At 54.7% G+C, this 17,260-nt stretch carries 9 protein-coding genes and 3 pseudogenes; 7 read left to right on the forward strand and 5 right to left on the reverse strand.

What is annotated here, in order from left to right; genetic code table 11:
* Nucleotides 1-69: 69 nt before the first annotated feature.
* Together L1F06_RS19105 and L1F06_RS19110 are read right to left on the reverse strand one after the other, a co-directional pair.
* Nucleotides 70-798 (reverse strand): hypothetical protein, encoded by a 729-nt coding sequence (locus L1F06_RS19105; protein ID WP_129481725.1) that lies wholly within the window; start codon nt 796-798, stop codon nt 70-72.
* Nucleotide 799: 1 nt separating this feature from the next.
* Nucleotides 800-2,185, reverse strand: a complete 1,386-nt coding sequence (locus L1F06_RS19110; protein WP_129481726.1) for an AAA family ATPase — start codon at nt 2,183-2,185, stop codon at nt 800-802.
* Nucleotides 2,186-2,763: 578 nt separating this feature from the next.
* Between L1F06_RS19110 and L1F06_RS19115 the strand changes: the two genes are divergently transcribed.
* The 6 genes and pseudogenes from L1F06_RS19115 (at nt 2,764) to L1F06_RS19140 (ending at nt 15,344) form a co-directional block, all read left to right on the forward strand.
* Nucleotides 2,764-3,276, forward strand: coding sequence for an antirestriction protein ArdA (locus L1F06_RS19115; protein ID WP_129481727.1), 513 nt, complete (start codon nt 2,764-2,766; stop codon nt 3,274-3,276).
* A 995-nt stretch (nt 3,277-4,271) separates the two neighbouring features.
* Nucleotides 4,272-4,909: pseudogene (gene parA, locus L1F06_RS19120) on the forward strand (ParA family partition ATPase).
* Nucleotides 4,906-5,139, forward strand: coding sequence for a hypothetical protein (locus tag L1F06_RS19125; protein ID WP_122108648.1), 234 nt, complete (start codon nt 4,906-4,908; stop codon nt 5,137-5,139). Before parA ends, L1F06_RS19125 begins: the two are co-directional and overlap by 4 nt.
* 366 nt (nt 5,140-5,505) lie before the next feature.
* Entirely contained in the window at nt 5,506-5,649 is a 144-nt protein-coding gene (locus tag L1F06_RS19130; RefSeq protein WP_252576686.1) for a hypothetical protein, read from the forward strand.
* 709 nt (nt 5,650-6,358) lie between these two features.
* Nucleotides 6,359-7,491 (forward strand): annotated as a pseudogene (locus L1F06_RS19135) (Fic family protein).
* A 500-nt stretch (nt 7,492-7,991) separates the two neighbouring features.
* The gene (locus tag L1F06_RS19140; RefSeq protein ID WP_177491008.1) at nt 7,992-15,344 is read left to right on the forward strand and encodes a CHC2 zinc finger domain-containing protein; all 7,353 of its coding nucleotides are present in this window, start codon (nt 7,992-7,994) and stop codon (nt 15,342-15,344) included.
* A 110-nt stretch (nt 15,345-15,454) separates the two neighbouring features.
* Here L1F06_RS19140 and L1F06_RS19145 read toward each other — a convergent pair.
* A pseudogene (locus L1F06_RS19145) lies at nt 15,455-15,831 on the reverse strand (IS3 family transposase); the annotation flags it as partial.
* A 177-nt stretch (nt 15,832-16,008) separates the two neighbouring features.
* Here L1F06_RS19145 and L1F06_RS19150 point away from each other — a divergent pair.
* On the forward strand, nt 16,009-16,392 hold the full coding sequence (locus L1F06_RS19150; protein ID WP_129481729.1) for a helix-turn-helix transcriptional regulator: 384 nt from the start codon (nt 16,009-16,011) through the stop codon (nt 16,390-16,392).
* Nucleotides 16,393-16,404: 12 nt separating this feature from the next.
* Here L1F06_RS19150 and L1F06_RS19155 read toward each other — a convergent pair whose 3' ends face one another.
* Entirely contained in the window at nt 16,405-16,929 is a 525-nt protein-coding gene (locus L1F06_RS19155) for a helix-turn-helix transcriptional regulator (protein ID WP_129481730.1), read from the reverse strand.
* Nucleotides 16,930-16,933: 4 nt separating this feature from the next.
* A complete protein-coding gene (locus tag L1F06_RS19160) occupies nt 16,934-17,209 on the reverse strand; it encodes a hypothetical protein (protein ID WP_129481731.1) in 276 nt (91 codons plus the stop codon).
* Nucleotides 17,210-17,260 lie beyond the last annotated feature (51 nt).

Consider the following 17,260-nt stretch of genomic DNA (forward strand, 5'->3'; position numbering starts at 1 on the left):
ATAGTTAAATCTAGCCTTTGAAACCTTCAGATCCCGCACGACATGCCCTGCTAAGGACGCCCAGAGCGCTTAAACTTCGTCCTTTAGTGCGCCTAATATTTCCCTCGCCGGTTGAAAGTTGTGTTCATCTACCAACCCATTAAGAACCTCTAGGTACTTGATTTTCCATCCGCGACTTTTTACCCGAAATAGCCCCTCAAGTGCTTGCTGAACAGTTTTGTGATCAGCCGGAAGGAAGTAGTCAGCTAGACGGGCGGCGTTTAGATAATGAATTCCGCATACTTCTATCGTTTTTGCGCCCTTCATGCTTTCGTTGGCAGGAACAATTCGGCTTATCTCGTCGTGCCTGAAGTGATCACTCCACTCATCTAAGTGAGGATGAACAATTGTATAGTCGCTAGACTGTCTCGGCACTTCCGCTAGCGTCACGTTCAGCGCGAGTACTAGCTTATTTTTCTTCACCCCATTGCACGTTCTGCAAGCCACCGACAGATTTGCTAACTCAAACATGAACTGAGGGAACTCATCTTTGTGAATGATGTGTTCGGCATCGTAGGCGGCTTTGCTTTCATCGAGCTCTTTGCTGCAATAGCAGCATCTACGTGCTTGTCTCCCCCAGTAGTAATCTTTTACCTCGGTCCTGAAGGCAGCTACTAACGGCGCATGGGCCTCATCATCAGTACTCCAAAACTTATTATCTGCAGCACCAAGCTGCTTGAGTTTTAAATGATCTTCTTGGCTGACGCTATTTAATACCGTCAGAACTTCCGCTTTTCGCCGACTCAATGGATGAAGCACTTTATCTTCCCTCCGACTCAAGGAGGTCTATGGCCTGGCGAATAAGGCGAAGTGTCTTACTGCTATCTATTGGCGAATTGGAATAAATATTTGCTAACCGCTGTAGCTCTTGACGAGAGTTTATTTTTTCTCTTTCTCCACCCTCCTCGGCTTTAGTAACTGCGGAAAATATCTGATTGGCTAGATATACGCTGTCGGATACGGGAGTATCGAATACGTTCAGGAGCGCTCCTTCTACGGATGTAGATGGTGCTGGAACAATGTGATCATCCGTTCCGAGCTGAATCACACCGACACCAGACTGCAGACCGCGCTGCACAACTAGTGGTGAGTGTGTCGCAACCAAAACATGGCAGCCTCTGAAAGGCTCAAGAGCTGCATGCAAGTTGTCAAGATACATCTGTTGCCACTGAGGGTGAAGGCTAAGCTCCGGTTCATCAATGAGGACGAGCGTGTCATTTTCTAAAGAGGACGCCAATTCCATGATGGAGCAAATCATTTGCTGCTGACCTGAACTTGCTTGAACTACGTCAAAGCTATAACCGTTAACGCTTGTCAAGTCGCATGAAACCAATCTCAACATACCAAGTTGACGAAGTAGAGATAGAGCTTGAATGATTGCGTAGTCATAGGTGCTTTTCCTACTGCGGGATCCAAATTCAGCCTGATAGTGCCGATCTCCTACTTGCAGATCACCAAGAACATTGAAAGCGACTGCCAGAAGCTCGGAAAGCTGTATTGGATCAGATCTATCGAGTTCTCTTCGCAGAGGGGAGAAAGTGCCGTAGGGCGTTAGGAAATCAAGCTCGTTGAGAATGGCACCTGCTCCTCCAGATCTATTGGCGAGAATCAGCCTATCTATTTGTCTTTCCAGCTTGTAAATAAGGACAAATTTATCTTCAAACCCTATGTTTTGCATTACCCTGGCGATCAATGCGGCGCACTCAGGTGATTCACTGAGATTGAAGATTGACTCCTCTAGCGCACGCTTTGATACATCATTTATATTGGGCCGACGAGTGCGCCATAAGCCAAGACAGGTGTAATACTTCCCGCGGCGATTTCCTTCGGCGTAAACGCTTGTGAGAGAGCTCCTGGCGACGTCGGAGATCGATGGAGGGAAGCGTGAAAATGGACTGTACGTTTGCGCGATAATTTTACTGGGGGGAGCATTATCCTTTAGATATATGTGTATATCATTAGGAGCCTGCCCTCTGCGCTGCGAGGAAAACACCTTCCCGCTGAACTCTTCAGCTAAAATACTCAGAGCTCGTGTTTTCCCCGATCCATTGGGGCCAGTTAACAAGTCAACTTTATTGGCGCTATATTTATTGCTACTTGGGAAGGCGATTTTTTGCCCATTGATTGAAAGACCAAATATTTCCATTTCAGCGCTCTCTTAGCTTGCCCCAGATACTACCTGGGTAGGTGGCATGAGATTTTGTATTTTTTTGGCGAGATATATCAAGTACTAAGACGCTCTCAACGGAATCAACCTATAGCCGCACTCAGCGAGCTCACTGATGAATCTTCCCGGCGACCTCTTTAGCCAGTTATTCTGGTGCGAGTTAGAGGCGCTTATGCTAGGTGGTCGCGTCGTCTCGGTCATCACCGCTGCACCATGTGAAAGTAGAAAAGCATTGAAATAGGTCAGTGCGCTGAACTAGGGCAATGGGCCGATAAGGGTCGGCAGACGAGTCAAGTGCCTGTTCTTGGCTGCCTCCGGCCAGTTGCCAACTGACGAGCATGTTGCTGTCACCACCCATGGTAACGGTCCCCCTTTCCAAAGCAGGGGTTCTTGCCCCCTCAAAATCAAGAAAAATAGACGGTTTCCACCCGGCCGCTGCGCTGGGTGGATCCTCCGCGATTTTTCCTGATTTTTTCACGACCGCCTTAGTCGCCCTAGTCGGCAGGGGTTCATGCGCAGCGCAAGCGCAGAACCCTGAAGACGAAGGAGCGAAAGCCATGAGCGAAGAAATCAGGATCTACGTTGCCGACCTGGCCGCCTACAACGCCGGTCACCTGCATGGCGTCTGGATCGACGCCACCCTGGAGCTGGACGACATCCAGGAACAGGTCGACGCCATGCTGGCGGCCTCGCCGATCGAGGGGGCGGAGGAATACGCCATCCATGACTTCGAGGGCTTCAACGGCTATCGCCTCGGCGAGTACGAGGGCCTCGAAAACGCCCATGAGATTGCGTGCTTCATCGAGGAGTACCCAGAGTTCGGCGGCGCCCTGCTCGCCCATTTCAACGACCTGGAGCAGGCGCGCAAGGCAGCCGAGGAAGATTACTGTGGCTGCTACAGCTCGCTGGCTGACTACGCCCAGGAGCTGACCGAGGAAACCACCCGCATTCCGCAGCACCTTGCCATGTACATCGACTACCGCGCCATGGCCCGCGACATGGAGTACAGCGGCGACCTGTTCACCCTGGAGACCGGCTTCGAGCAGGTGCATGTGTTCTGGAATCGCTAAACCAGCAGAAGGCGCCGGGGTGACCCGGTGCCCTGTTTTTTGCGCCCCTGTCCTGCCGGCCACCCGCGCGCCCCACCCGCAAGGCTGATGCGAGGGTGCGAACATACGGTGATCAGCCCGGAGCAACCGCGTTGTGTTGCCAGTTGATTGAGACCGTTACGGCCTTACGGTTTTGCCCAAATCCGTCGATCCGTATCCACGGATCTACGGATCTGTGGGGAAGCGGATTTACGTTTTTACGGATTTACGGAAACCCACCGATGCGGTTGTCCGGTTTTGCAGAAAGCCGTAGAACCGCACCTTCGGAGACTGCAGCCACACACGCCATATGCCGCCCGTTGGGCGAGACTGCGAGACGCGAGCTCGCACACGAACAGGCCAAGGTCTACCAGTTAGGCCCGCCTGTTCACCCTTGAGCCACGCTCAACGACAGCGACCAGAAACGCCTCCAGAGGCCCTTAGAACGCTCCAGCCGCGTTACCCCATCTGCGCCCCTTCCCAAGTCACCTGAAGCGCCTCAACGCGCTCCTGGACCGTTTCCGGCAAACTCGCACAGGCCCGGAGGGCGATCATCGGCGCTAACTCCAGCACGAGGACGATGCGCCGCAGATCGTGACGCCTCTCCTGAGCGCAGTTATCTCGAACCTGCCCTTACCCAGCTCCGGGATCGGCGCCAACCCCAGCCTAGGAAACCGCTGAAACATCGCAGCGCTTGCCCCCCAGGCGACTGGATCTCCGGCGCGTGCCGTAGACGGCACGGGGATAACTTCGGGAAAAGCTGTGAATGCAGTCGTGCTATCAGGCGCAACCGGGCACGTGCTATCAGGCGCATCACCCTCGTGCTATCAGGCGCACGAACTCCGCTGCAGGCCACGGCTAGCGGGGCTTCCAGCCTCCCTTAACTTAACTAACTTAAAAGCTCTAACTTGTTATTGGGGCAGCGCCTGTGTGTGGACAGGTGCTGATCGGGGCGGTTTGGCCAGGGAGACCCGGCCATGATCGTCGCCCAGCTCAACCAGAGAGGAGGAGTGGGCAAGACCACCCTCGCCACCCATATCGCTGGCGAACTGGCCCGCGTGGACAGAACGTCATCCTGCTCGATGCCGGCCCACAGTGCTCGGCACTGGACTGGACGCAGTGGCGCAGCCAGCAGGGCTTGCCCAGGCTGTTCAGCGCCGTCGGCCTGGCGCGTGAGACGCTGCACCAGGAAGCCCCGGAGCTGGCTCGTCGTGCCGATCACGTGATCATCGACGGGCCACCGCTCATCGCCGCCCTCGCCCGCTCGGCGTTGCTGGCAGCGGATCGCGTATTGATCCCGGTGCAACCCAGCCCCTACGACCTGTGGGCCAGCGCGGAGATGGTCAACCTGATCCGCGAAGCGCAGGTGTTCAGGCCCACGCTGCGCGCGGTATTTGCCATCAACCGCCGCGTCAGCACTAAGGTGATCGGCCGAGAACCACGCAGCGCCCTGGCCGACCAGCCGCTGCCAGCGCTGCAGGCCGACGTATGCCAGCGCATCGCTTTCGCCGGGAGCGTGGCAGCCGGTCGCCTGGCGTGCGAACTGGCACCGGACAGCGTCGCCGCGCGCGAGGTCAGCAGCCTGGTCGACGAGCTGCTGAAGTGGTCGCCATGAGCGGCAAACGCATCGGTCTCGGTGCACATCCGCTGGCCGATCCACGGGCCGAAGTCTGGGTACGCCAGGGCGCTATCATCGACAACGGAAAGGTCGAACGCTACAGCACTCGGCTGACTCTAGACGTGACGCCAGCACTGCGCACGCGCCTCAAGCTGGCGGCCTTCGCCCCCGGCGTGACCATGGCGAAAATACTGCGCGAGGTGCTAAAGCAGCAGGCCACGTCATGACGCTGGGGACTCACCAGGCATGGCGACCGCTGACACTGCCCGCAGGCAGCATATTCGCCATGGGTTGGGCAACGCTCACAACGCAGCCACCGCAGCTGGTCTACAACACGTCCGACAGCGTGTCTGCCGGCTTGTATCGCACTTCGCCGGCCAATGCACCGGCTCCTAGCAATCTGATGGTGGTTCACCTACCACCGGAGGCAATGCAATGGCTGCGCAACACGACTACCTGCTGACGAACGCACCGCTGTTGAAGACCATGGTGTCGATGGTGCCGCAACACGTGTGCATGCAAGATAGTCAGGTGCGGTGCGCATCAATGGCGCCCTGGTCGCCAGGCGCTTGCGCAGTGATCGATAGGGTCGCGTGCCGCAAACCTGGCACATCTACCGGCTCCTGATTGACCATGAACTACTCCAACTCAGCAGCACCAACCCGAAGTCATTCGACAATCTCAACTTCGGTCCGCTGTCTGTCGGCGCGATGATCGTTCTGGCGCAGCTCTTGTGATCGAGCTCATGTCGATGAGCTGTCCATTAACACGTCGATCTAGATGTCGATAGCGTGTGCTCAGCCTGCGCATTCAAGCAGCGCGGAGCTGCAGATACGTCTGCCCTCGGCTACCGCCCAGCGACTGCGAGATCCTTGGTATCCCCCAGCCTGATTACCCTGCTCAGGCGCACAAGGCACGGAAAAAGCGGAGGGCAAGATAAAAGGAGGCGGCACTTCGTTCGCCTGAAAAGCAGTCTGCACGGGGGGTGGAAACGGCACTCAATTATGCATAGGCGTGCCGTGCACAGCGCAAACGCCCGCCAGTGCAGGCCTTGGCGCGTGCTTAGCCCTCCCCATTGCGATCAGCTTGGAACAGACCTCGATAACCGAACCTACAGCCGGAAACCGATGCAGATACGATTCATGTCCGGCAGTCTCTGGCCCTTGAGCCACAAAAAAGCTCTGGCTCAGCCATTTTGTAGCCCGAGAGCTATATCTCCTTGCATCACATTTTATCGATCCCCCAAGGGGTACGGGTGACCTCTCTCTAAGAGGTTTCTGAAGTACTGATACAGGCGCGTTAGCTGAGTCAGCAACCCTGATCAAGTGCGCTCATCAAGCCAGAAATCTCAGCTTGAGCATTAGACAGTGAGCTGAATAGCGGCATTATCGGCTCGCCAAATGAGCCGAATAGGCTCACTAATCGGCTCATAGATGAACAATCCTTATGAAGGACCCGCTCTGGATCTGGCAGCTGCCCGACTGGCCACACTTCAGTTGGCAAGCCAAAGCACTTGCCTCGTTGCTGCGCGCTTGCAGTCGGGCTCAGGGGCGGTGTTGATAATGATCGGTGCTGTGGAGAGTGACACAGAGGTGCAGAGTAACCCGGATGCCATGCTGCAGAACATCGTCACCTCTTCGGCCATTGAGGGAGAGAGCAGTTGAATGTCAGCTCGCGCGACGCCTGGGGCTGCACTAAGAAGGCCGCCCCACGTCCCGCTTCGAAGACCTGGCAGAACTGCTGCTCGATGCCATCCGAGCGCACCAACAGTGGTTAGACGAACTGCGACTATTTACCTGGCACTGCTGGCTATTCCCAGCGATGACCAACTGCTGGCTAGACCGAATACATCGGCGCACTGCGTGGCGAAGAGCCCATGCAGGTCGTTTCCGGTCGAGTCGACCAACCGACCGTACATTTCGAAGCCCCTCCCCGCGCAGGACTGGAAGCGCAATTGGCGGACTTTATCGCCTAGCTCGAAAGCAGCCGCAAAGATGCTAGCCTTGATCCCTTTCTGCGTGCCGGCATCGCTCATTTCCGGTTCGTCACCCTGCACCCATTCGGTGATGGGAACGGCCGCTTGACGCGCGCCATCACCGATCTGGCATTGGCCCAGGGTGAGCAGCAAGCCATCCGCTTCTACGACATGTCCGCGAGCATCCTCGATGACCGCGCCGGTTACTACCGCATTCTCGAAGCCAGTCAGAAAGGCGGACTGCATATCACCAGCTGGCTGCAGTGGTTTCTCGCAACCTTACTCAACAGCCTGGAGCAGCCCCTCGCTCGTATCGACCGCGCTAGTCAAGGCGCGCGTCTGGCAGGCACACAGCAGACAAACACTATCAGCAGAGCAGGACAAAGTGCTTAAACACTTGCTCGATGGCGGCAAACGGGGTTTTGAGAATGGTATCAGCGCGGCGCAATATCAGGCGGTAGCGAAGGTATCCAAAGCCACCGCCACCCGCCACCTGAGTGACCTGCTGGAAAAGGGTTGTATCGAGCGACTACCCGGTGGCGGGCGCATCCTCCGTTATCAACGAGTCGGACTCATCAGCCCTTGTTGCGTCATCGCGCCATAGGACAACGGTCGCGATCCCCTTGAGTCATTAAAAGCAATTAGCCATTATCCAGATGAGCCAGGCATCTGGATATCGGCACACCTGCTCGCCCGTGACACGGGCGCCCACCAAGCAGCTCGGCTCAGGGAAAAAATGGACTACACCCCGTTAGTCGCCCAAGTCTGAGGGGTTCATCCCCGCAGTGCTACTGATCGGACTGCGAAAGTCGCCTGGGGATCAGGATGCTGAACTGTTGATGGCAGTCGGCTGGTCAACCTGATGGTGGATTACGAGGTAGGTGTGATTTCACGCCTACTTAAGCTGCAAAGCGACTACTTTGATGAGGAATGAGCAAGGAGGAAAAAAATCTATCCACATTACACTCCTCATGCTTCTGAATGCGTTGTTGGAACTAGATCTTGCTAGGCCGCCTGCGGGCAAAAACTCTTCATCTAGGAGGACTGCCATCCTCTGCGATTATGAACAATTAGCGAAAATGCTTGCGACAGCTCGGAGGTTGCGTGGACGTATATGACATCAACGAAGTCTTAGACAAGGCCCCATTACACGATGTGGCCCGGTCTCTCGGCATGGTGTTGGAGCAGCGGGGAGCGACCTTAAAGACTGTTTGTCCATTTCATCAAGACAGTAAGCCCTCGCTCAATCTATTCCCAGCGGATGCTCAAGGACCAGCCCACTTCCACTGCTTTGCATGTGGAGCGCATGGCTTTGCAATTGATCTTGTAAAACAAGTACAAGGCACTGAATTCCTCCCGGCTGTTCAATGGCTGGCGAAAACGTTCGGAATCCAGAGCAAGCGGCAGAACGTGACTGGCCGTGCCACTGAGAAGAGTTTGACAGAGCACGCGCTTGCATTTGCTCAGAAAGCCTTCAATAAGCATCACGATTCGGTGCGATTCAAAGCATGGTGTATTGAGCGCTCCTTTGATCCTGAGTTCCTTTATCGAGAGGGCCTGCGATGCATCACCCAATCGGTATTGGTTTCAGAGCTGGACACGATGTCGCATGGTCCCCGTCTAGAAATAGTGGATGGGTTGCTGTCACTTGGCCTTCTGGTACGACTGCGTAAGCCCACCAATTCAAGCCAACTAAAGTTGACTCTCCCAGATCAGTTTCGGGATTACTTCCACGATGGAAGAGTCCTCATCCCCATTCGAAGCGGTCAAGGAGTCACATCAAAAATTGAAGGGTATGCAGGTCGAAGCCTTGAAGCAGTGCCAGCCGAAGGTGTCGCCAAATACCTCCTTAGTCCAGGTTTGCGCAAGGCAGACCAATTGTTTAATGCACATCAAGCACTCCCAGCGACAACTAAGGAGCTCAAAGCTGGTCAAGCCACCACTCTCTACATAGTTGAGGGGTTCCTTGACGCATTGCGCTTTCAGTCTTTGGGACTGCATGCGGTTGCACTCATGGGAACCTCCCTCAGCGACCCTCAGTTTGAACAGCTTAAACAGCTAGCGGAGAACCTTCCCACAGGGCAGGCGCAAGCTGAATTCGACGTTGTCATCATGATGGACAATGACCGAGCTGGTCTTACTGGGGCAGATCGGTTGGTGCGCCGCCTATTGGGCTGGCGTGGAGCGAGATTACGCTGGGTGGGATTCGATCAAAATGCAGTAAATAGTTTGGGTAAGGATCCAGACACCTGCCTCCAGAAGCAAACATCAGGAGCATCTGCCAAAGAGCTATTGGATAAATACACCTTGCCTGCGGTTGCAGTGCTGCTGGTGGCGGAACTCGAATGCACCGATGCGACCGAGCTACAAGGCGAAAGCTGGACAGCGATGACCTTTTCCCGGAAAGAACGTGCCTTGTTCCGGGTTGCGCGAAGTATTCGTCAACTGGCCGGACGTCAGTCCTTACATCAGCTGGAAGCATGGCTTGATGCCCATTTAAAAGGACATGCAGGAACATGGTGGCAAGATCTCCATGACCTTTTGCTAGATCAAGGGAATGCGAGAGAGAGATTTAAGGCATCCGAAGTATTCCTGAACGGTCAGGCAGAACGCCTGCGCCAAGCACGAGTGCTCGCGTATCACGGTGCACGACGCGGAGAGTTGCCTTGCGACGAAGAAGCCTGGCTTACGCTAGACGTCAGCGCGAGGCTATTTGACCAATTAGTAACCGAACGCTTGTGGCAGCAACGTTGGGAATCAGCAGGTCTCTATGATGCAGTGCATTTACCGCGCAAGCTAAGCGCGGATACCAAAATGCTGGATGACCCACGCCTAAAGGTCATGCCTCATCCAGCCGACCTGCATTTGCAACAGGTTCTGCTAAACGAGCTATTAACCCAGCGGCACGATCAATTGACCGCTGCAGGCAAGATGTTTTCGGAGTACGTCCCGGCGGTACGCTGGTACTCTTCCCAGCAAAAAGTTGAGGTCACTGGACACGAAGACGAACTCGTAGCTCTGGAGGGGGAGGTGCCTGCTCTCAGCTTCGGTTACCAAGTAGACATGGATGTCTTAGAAGGTCGGCGCCCTCCTTCCGATCAAGGCATGTTCAGGCCTTATGGACAGTGCTGGCGTGCGTTTATGGAGTCGCTGCACAAACAGAGCAACGCCATTGGCAATCGCGTACATGTCTTACGCTTAGATGCGAAGCGGTATTACGACTCAATCCAACGCTATGTCGTGCGAGATGCACTACTAAACCCTGTCAAACAGGCCCTGATTGGAAACGGTACAGATTTCTTTCATACGCTGCTGGCTAGGCCGCAGACGGAAAGCCCCGAGTTAGTTGCCGAACACTTGGTAGATAGGCTGTGCGACAGCTTGTTTACCTACAGCTACCCAGATCCAGACTCTGGCGAAACCAAGTTTAGCCAAGAATCGATTGGCATACCCCAGGGGCCAGTTATATCGGCATACATCGGCACGATCGCGCTGTTTCCAGTGGACTTGGCAGCACGCCGACTCATGCGCAAACATGTTCGCCAAGAGTCAAATCAGAGCGTCCAGCCTCGCCTAGGTTATGCCCGCTACGTCGACGACATTGTCTTGCTCTCCGATAGCGAGGAACTGTTGAGCGAACTGCGCCATACACTACAGGTAGCAGCGTCCAAACTCGACATCACCTTGTTGCTGAAGGGTGACTCAATTGAATCCGGCACACCCGAAGAAGTTATGCAGCAACTGAACGAGGGGCGTGGGTTCGCTGCATCTTTGCCCGCCTGGGAGCCCCCATTGGTTGGGGACGGCGAATATGGATGGGGCCTTGGTGGCGACTTTCCGCAAACAGATCGCCAATGCGCTCTACGCCTACTTCGCCATCCGGGCTTGATGGATAACCCCTCAAAAATTCACGAAAAGATCAAGGAGGCAATATTGGCCCCTGATCTGAGGCCGACTGATCTTGGGCTTTGTGCGCGATGGATCTGGTGGGAGGTAGCAACTGAACTAACCGATCGAGATGCCACCCCAACGAAAATATGGGAGCGATATTGGCATCTATGGCGTTATGTTTGTGGAGAACATGATTGGACGTCCGAATTTGAAGCCAGAGGCTATGACTGGCTGTATGCAGTTGAAGGGCTGGACAAACTCCTTGCCCCGAACCCATGGATGGAGAACGATCAATCCCAGAGTCAGGTTCCAAAAAATCGCGCAACTCTAGTGGTACTGGCAAATGTCGTGGGTACTACGAACTTCTTCGATAAGTTGCCATTGCACGTGGTAAATCATATTCACGTGCGCCATCGCTCGCGACTGGTAACGATGAAGGCTCGAAGGCTGGCACGACCGCAAGAAATGCCGCCTGCGTCCCCCCCTCAAGAGTCTCGCCAGCTGACTCAAATCGAATGGCTTTGTTTTGCTGCGGAGCAGCTTCGCGAACCCCACGCAAATAGCCATCCGATTAACCCCTTGGCAAAGAGACAACCTGTAGGACGCGGGAGTTCAGTTGCCCAGCAAATTTGCAATCTACTGCTGCCGGATCAAGGCCAAGACACGTCAGGAGATTTAGACAAGGCCCGAGATCTTGCCTTGGACATGGTTATTCGCAACGTACAGAGCATTAGGCTAAACGAAGTTATCAGGCATTTTGGACACCTACTGACAATTAACGGCGAAACAGACCCCATCACTATTTTGCCCAGCCTGCCGCTCAGCGCTCAGGACGCATTTTGGGGCTACTCGGGGCATCCCGAAAAATACTGGTTATATCGATTCTCAAGAGGTACCCCAAAGAACCAAGCGAGTTTTTTTTGCGTGGAGCTTGCTGAGGAAGGGAAACCTGCTTCGATGCAGCAAACTCAGGAGCTAGAACACAAAAAACTAAATGAACTGCTCACTCGCAGCACTACTAGCGAAACCGTTCCGTGGAGAACATTCGACGCCGGTCAAATGAACCGTACCCGTAGAACGCATCTCGCCGCGAATCTATTTATATCTCTCCTAGCACTGCAACGACAAAGCGAGAGTCCAGATGGGAATGTTGCTGTACCGGTAGTGCAGCATCTATTTGTAAGCACTGAGCAAAACGAACGGAAGAAACTGCACTTGCTAGCGGACCTTGTGCCACACGATGAGCTTGGTGTTAGCGCTTGGCATGGTGATTCAGACGGACGCCTGCGTGTGGTCAATGTGCCTCATACCGGCGCAGACTTCTGGCGCGTTGGCTGGGCGGTAGCAGACGCACTTGGGTTAGCCGAAGATATGGCAGGCGAAACTGGTGTGCGGGATGAGACCCTCGGCGATACTAGGACCTCTGTTGAGCACTACGTTTTGCGACAGCAACTGAGGAAGCTACAGGGCGTCTATCTCTCAGAGTCCCAGATATGGTCCAAAGATCAAGACGGCATACCAAACACGATAAAGCGCGCTCTGGACTTACTTCTCTCATTTGACTCGAAGGCGTCACCAGCCCAACAGACTAAACAATTATTCGAAATGGAAGCCGAAACTCGTGCCATGGCACTGAGGCTCCAGCAGTTCGGAGTGGGGATCCGCCGCCAGCTGCACGAAATACCATTACGCGTACTAAATCGCCTGCCCTTATGGGCCTTGCAAGACCTCCGCCTATGCAAACAGGAGCCAGATTTGCGTCCAGACCTGGCTCTGATGCTAGCTCTAGCCTCTGCCATCGATTGCAAAAACGCATCGCCCACCGAGCAGGCCCAGGGAGCGGCGCACGCTTTGAGAGCGTCGCTAGCTCTGTCCGCTTCAGCCGTAGGATTGAGGGGATGCGTCGCCTCGTTGTGGGGATTATCACGAGAGAAAGGCGCGCGACGCATGCCGGATAGGCTACCAATTCCCGCGGGCTGGAATCCTCCTGATGCGGTTCACCATGATCCTCAACCCGACTACACCGCGATACGCAAATGGTTAAATGACGGCGATTGGGCAGCCCTAACAATCGCCAGCCCGTGGCATTGGATGTTGGCGCTATTAGGCGTACTAGAAGGTACCTGCCCGCAGGCTTTTGACTTAGTGCCTTTGCAAAAAGTCTATTCGGTGCTCTTGGCCTGGCAGAGCGACCCTGCAACTGTAGGAGAGCAGGCCATATGGCCATATGACGGCCTGCCTGCACTATCGACAGAGAGCTGGACCGAGCTGCTCGAGGCCTTACCTGTTGCGGTGAACAAGTTGGACGATCTGTTGGGCGTCCAAGTTGTGGGTGCCACAGCGCCTCAATATCGTCGCAACCCTCACACTGATGATTTCACAGATGCCCTCAGTGAGGAGTGGTCGCTCAGCAAACCGCAATATACCGGTATAGGTGCTGCAGACCGGGTGGCACGGGTCCGTAGCGGTGCTCGCAACCTGAGCGCATGGAGCGAAGTGCGAAGGAAAGGAGATAATGAGCTTCTATCCGTTCATACCCTGGATCGAAAGCTGGGCGATTGGTACGGAATGGCTACCCCTGCTGGCGAAGTCGATGAAAAGCTTGATGTACCATCTGCTACTACAGCTACGGCTGAGAACACAACTTTCCCCCGACCTGCTCCTGAAGCGCAGATAGATCCTATTGTGGGCCACCCGGAGCCAAATAGAAAACTCGACTCAGCTCAAAACAATTCTGCCGAAAATATTTCTAGGGATAGTGAGACCAGCGATTCTGACTCAAACTATTTCGATCGCGAGTTCCGGGAATCACAGAGAGCCTCTTGGAAAAGGCGTGGCAAGGCCAAGTCATGCGCGCAAATGCGAGTAGCGCTTTTTCAATGGAAGATAGTTGATACTTACTCCCACCCTCTTGCAGAGGCGGGCTTATCTGGGCTCGATCTGCCCCGTTGGGTAAACGATGAAATCGAAGAGAAATGTGTCGGTGATTTCAAAGAGTTGAGTGAGGCGTCCAAACAAGGCCAGGAGTCCAAGTGGAAGGAACAGCGGCTTGTTGAAAGTTGGCCAGAGCATCGACGAAGGGCCCTGCTAAAGAAAGCTCTGGAAGCTTGTACCGATCTAGGCGTTGAGCTCCTCGTTCTCCCAGAAGTATCAGTTCGAGCCGATACGGTGGAGTGGTTAAGGGACAAGGCATTAGCCAACCATAAGAATCTCTGGGTCTTGGCTGGCACTTATAGAAGATTCGAGCCAAACAACTCAGATAAACACCTAATGGAACCACTCACTCTGCTGTGGCACCCATCAGAGGCCATGGCACAAAAACTTGGACTGGACGAAGTAAAAACTTTCGAATTTTCCAGAGGAAAAAAGTATCGCGCAGTCGCGGCAAAGGAATTCTTCCAACCACAGTGGGACCCACTAAAACCGCTCTACTCCAAAGAGCGGATGCTTGAAGAAGTCCTCAAGGATCAAGGATGGGCCAACCTAGATAAAAAAACACCAGTGGACCTAAAGGCACTCTTGACCGCACTTGATGAAAAATCTCCTGCAATGCAGTACTGCATGGAGCTAATTTGCTCGGAGCTGTTTTTAATGACCAGCCCCGCCAATATTCGACCACTCCAAAACGAAGTTTTGGCTCTAATGGAGCGTTTCCCCAATACGCGCCCCGACAAAGCAAGCGAAATAGTTTGGGAGGACTTCAAGGCTTTAGGCGAATTACTCGACGTTGCCCAGCTTGATCGCCCCAGACGCTCCGTGCTCCTGGTTCCAGCTGCTACGTCTCGGACTAATGACTACTGGCATGCTGGTCAAGCAAGCGTACTAGCGTCTGGCACAGCAACAGTATTCTGCAATGCGGTTTTGGATAAAGCATTTGTAGGCGGGAGTTGCTTCATTGGTATTGATGCAGTTTCGCAAGCGACGAGACACGTGGGACAAGTAGGTGCTTTAACCCCCTACCATGGCTGGCATAAAGGTATCTATTTGGGGCGTGCGTCCGACGCGCTTTCGACAGCAGACCAAGCATTAGTTGTGGTGGATCTAGACCCTATTCACGTCGTCAGCGGAAAACCACGTCCACAGTTACTAGCCGAACCAATGTCGATGGTGGCTTACCTACCTGTGGTAGAAGTGCTGGATCGAGACAAAAACAGCCATGGACTAGCACAATTATTGAGCGAGACAGTGGATAGCAACTTTCGCGACCGGCTTGATGAACTCATGCGCTATGCCAGCCAGCGAACCAAGAACAATCCGGATCAATTCTTCGCTGCTCTCAGAAAATTGTTCGCCCGAAGAAATAGTCCGCTCCTAGACGTAGAGGATCTTGAGAATTTCTCAAGACTTTTCTCTGATGATTACGCCGTACGCGAGCGTCTGATTGCATGGCAAAATGACCGTCACCAACAACCAGCTCCATTGTCATACCCTTTGGGTCTAGAGCCTGCATGGCTTGATTACCTAATCACAGATTTAACGGTAGGCGGTGAGTTGGCCAATGTGACTGTCCCGTCCTGGACCTCCGAAGATGCCGGTCACCCGGGAAATATGACGCCCGAGCTATAATCTGCGCTCCCATGAGTACGAGCAGCTAACAACTCATAGACCTCTCCCTATGCTCAAAGCATAGGGAGAGATTGAGTCGGGATGATCCAAATACAGACGTCATTGGGGTTCTACCCCATTCCCACGGACAGTTTGAAAAGGGCTGAAAACTTCAAATCTTGCCGGTCGACTCTACGACGCATTCGTGGGTTATGAAACCGCTCGATGTAGTCGAAGATATTCGCGCGTGCTTCATCACGAGTTCGATACGACTGATGGGCAACGCGCTCCCGTTTGAGCTGACCGAAGAAGCCTTCACAGGCAGCGTTGTCGGCGCAATGCCCGACGGCACTCATGCTGCAGACTAGCGTGTTGCGATTTAGAAAGCGCTGGTAGTCAGCACTGGTGAATTGGCTACCGCGATCCAAATGCTCACTCACCAGTCACCCTGGCGTTGCCAGATCGCCATCTCCACCGCTCGAATCAACATCTGTCGATCCTGGCGGTGTTACATCGACCAAAATTGTACGCTGACGATACAGTGCCTAGATTTTACATATTACACGCAGAGCTGTGCAGGAGCTTCAACACAGCCTGGGCCGGAAACAGTTCCTACACCAGACTACGCCACAGCAAGTTGGCTCACCTGGTATTGAAACCCACCATCTCCCCATGGAGCGTAATCATGGAGATAGAGATGGATACTTCTTCGCGTACAACCGAGGTCCTCGATACCGCCTCTGATCAATCCCTACCGCTGCCGGGCACGGAAGCCTACGAGTCGCTTCCGCAGTTCCCCAAGGGCAGCCCCCTGCCCTTCCGGCGCACAATTCGCAAGCATGAGCTGAGACAGATAGTCCCTCTGGCTGAATCAACGATCTACGAAATGGAACGTCGTGGCGAGTTCCCCCGGCGCTTCAACCTGACACCACGTTGCGTGGTCTGGGATCTGGCCGAGGTGGAAGCCTGGATTGAGGAGCGCAAGCGAGCACCTCGGCTCAATATCAGCAAGCCGGATGTTTATCTAAGGAAAACCCGCCCTGTCCGGGCGGGCTCCAGCCAAGCATGAAGTCTGCCGCCCTCATCCGACAAGGGCTTGCAGTTCCTTGGAGGCGGGGCGCGTTAGCCGCCGTTCTTCCTTGGCTAGATTGACCTGCAGGGCCACCTGAGCCACGTCCAAGACACCGCCAGGCAGCAAATAGCTGCCTTTGGCTTGCAGCCAAGTCAGCACATCCGCCAGGTGCCAGATCGAAGCACTGCCCTCATGCACCGGCGCCGGGAAACTGCTCGGATAAGCCAACATGAGCTTGCGCATGTTCTGGCGCGACACGCCGACGATCTCCGCCACATCGGTGAGGCCGACCAGATCCGGTGCCACCTCGATCAGCCTGGCCGACGGTATGGCACTGCGCACGTCGGCCAGTGCGCTGCGCACAGCCGCTTCAGCGTTCTCCGCTTCACGGGTGAACTCCAGCGCCAGACGACCGGGCTGACCAATGCCGATCAACGCATCGTCGCAGCCGGCCTCGCCAAGGCGCTCGACCAACGCCTCCGGATCACGGTCATCGTCGGCCAGTTGGTATTTCAGTGTGAAGGTGTATTCCATAGCGCTACTCCTCTGCGCCCCCAGCGGTCTGCCGCTGCTTACGGTGCGTGGTGCAGTTGTCGACGACGCGCCGAAGGGCACGCGCATGGTTGCCTGGGTTCTTCGGTGTGCTCCACACGCTGGTGATGCAGAACTCGCCGCAGCGACACTCTTCATCGTTGTAGGGACAGAAGATTCGTCCCCAAGCGTGGCTACCACCCAGCTCTATGCGCCAGCCCTGCTCTTCGGCATGCCTGAGTGCTTCTTCGACCTCTTTCTTCGAGTGAGAAGGACGGGTCATCTGTGATCTCCAGTATTCGCATGACCGGCAAGGTTGTCAACTGACAACCTT

Origin of the sequence: Pseudomonas hydrolytica, assembly GCF_021495345.1 — a bacterium.
Lineage (GTDB): Bacteria > Pseudomonadota > Gammaproteobacteria > Pseudomonadales > Pseudomonadaceae > Aquipseudomonas > Aquipseudomonas hydrolytica.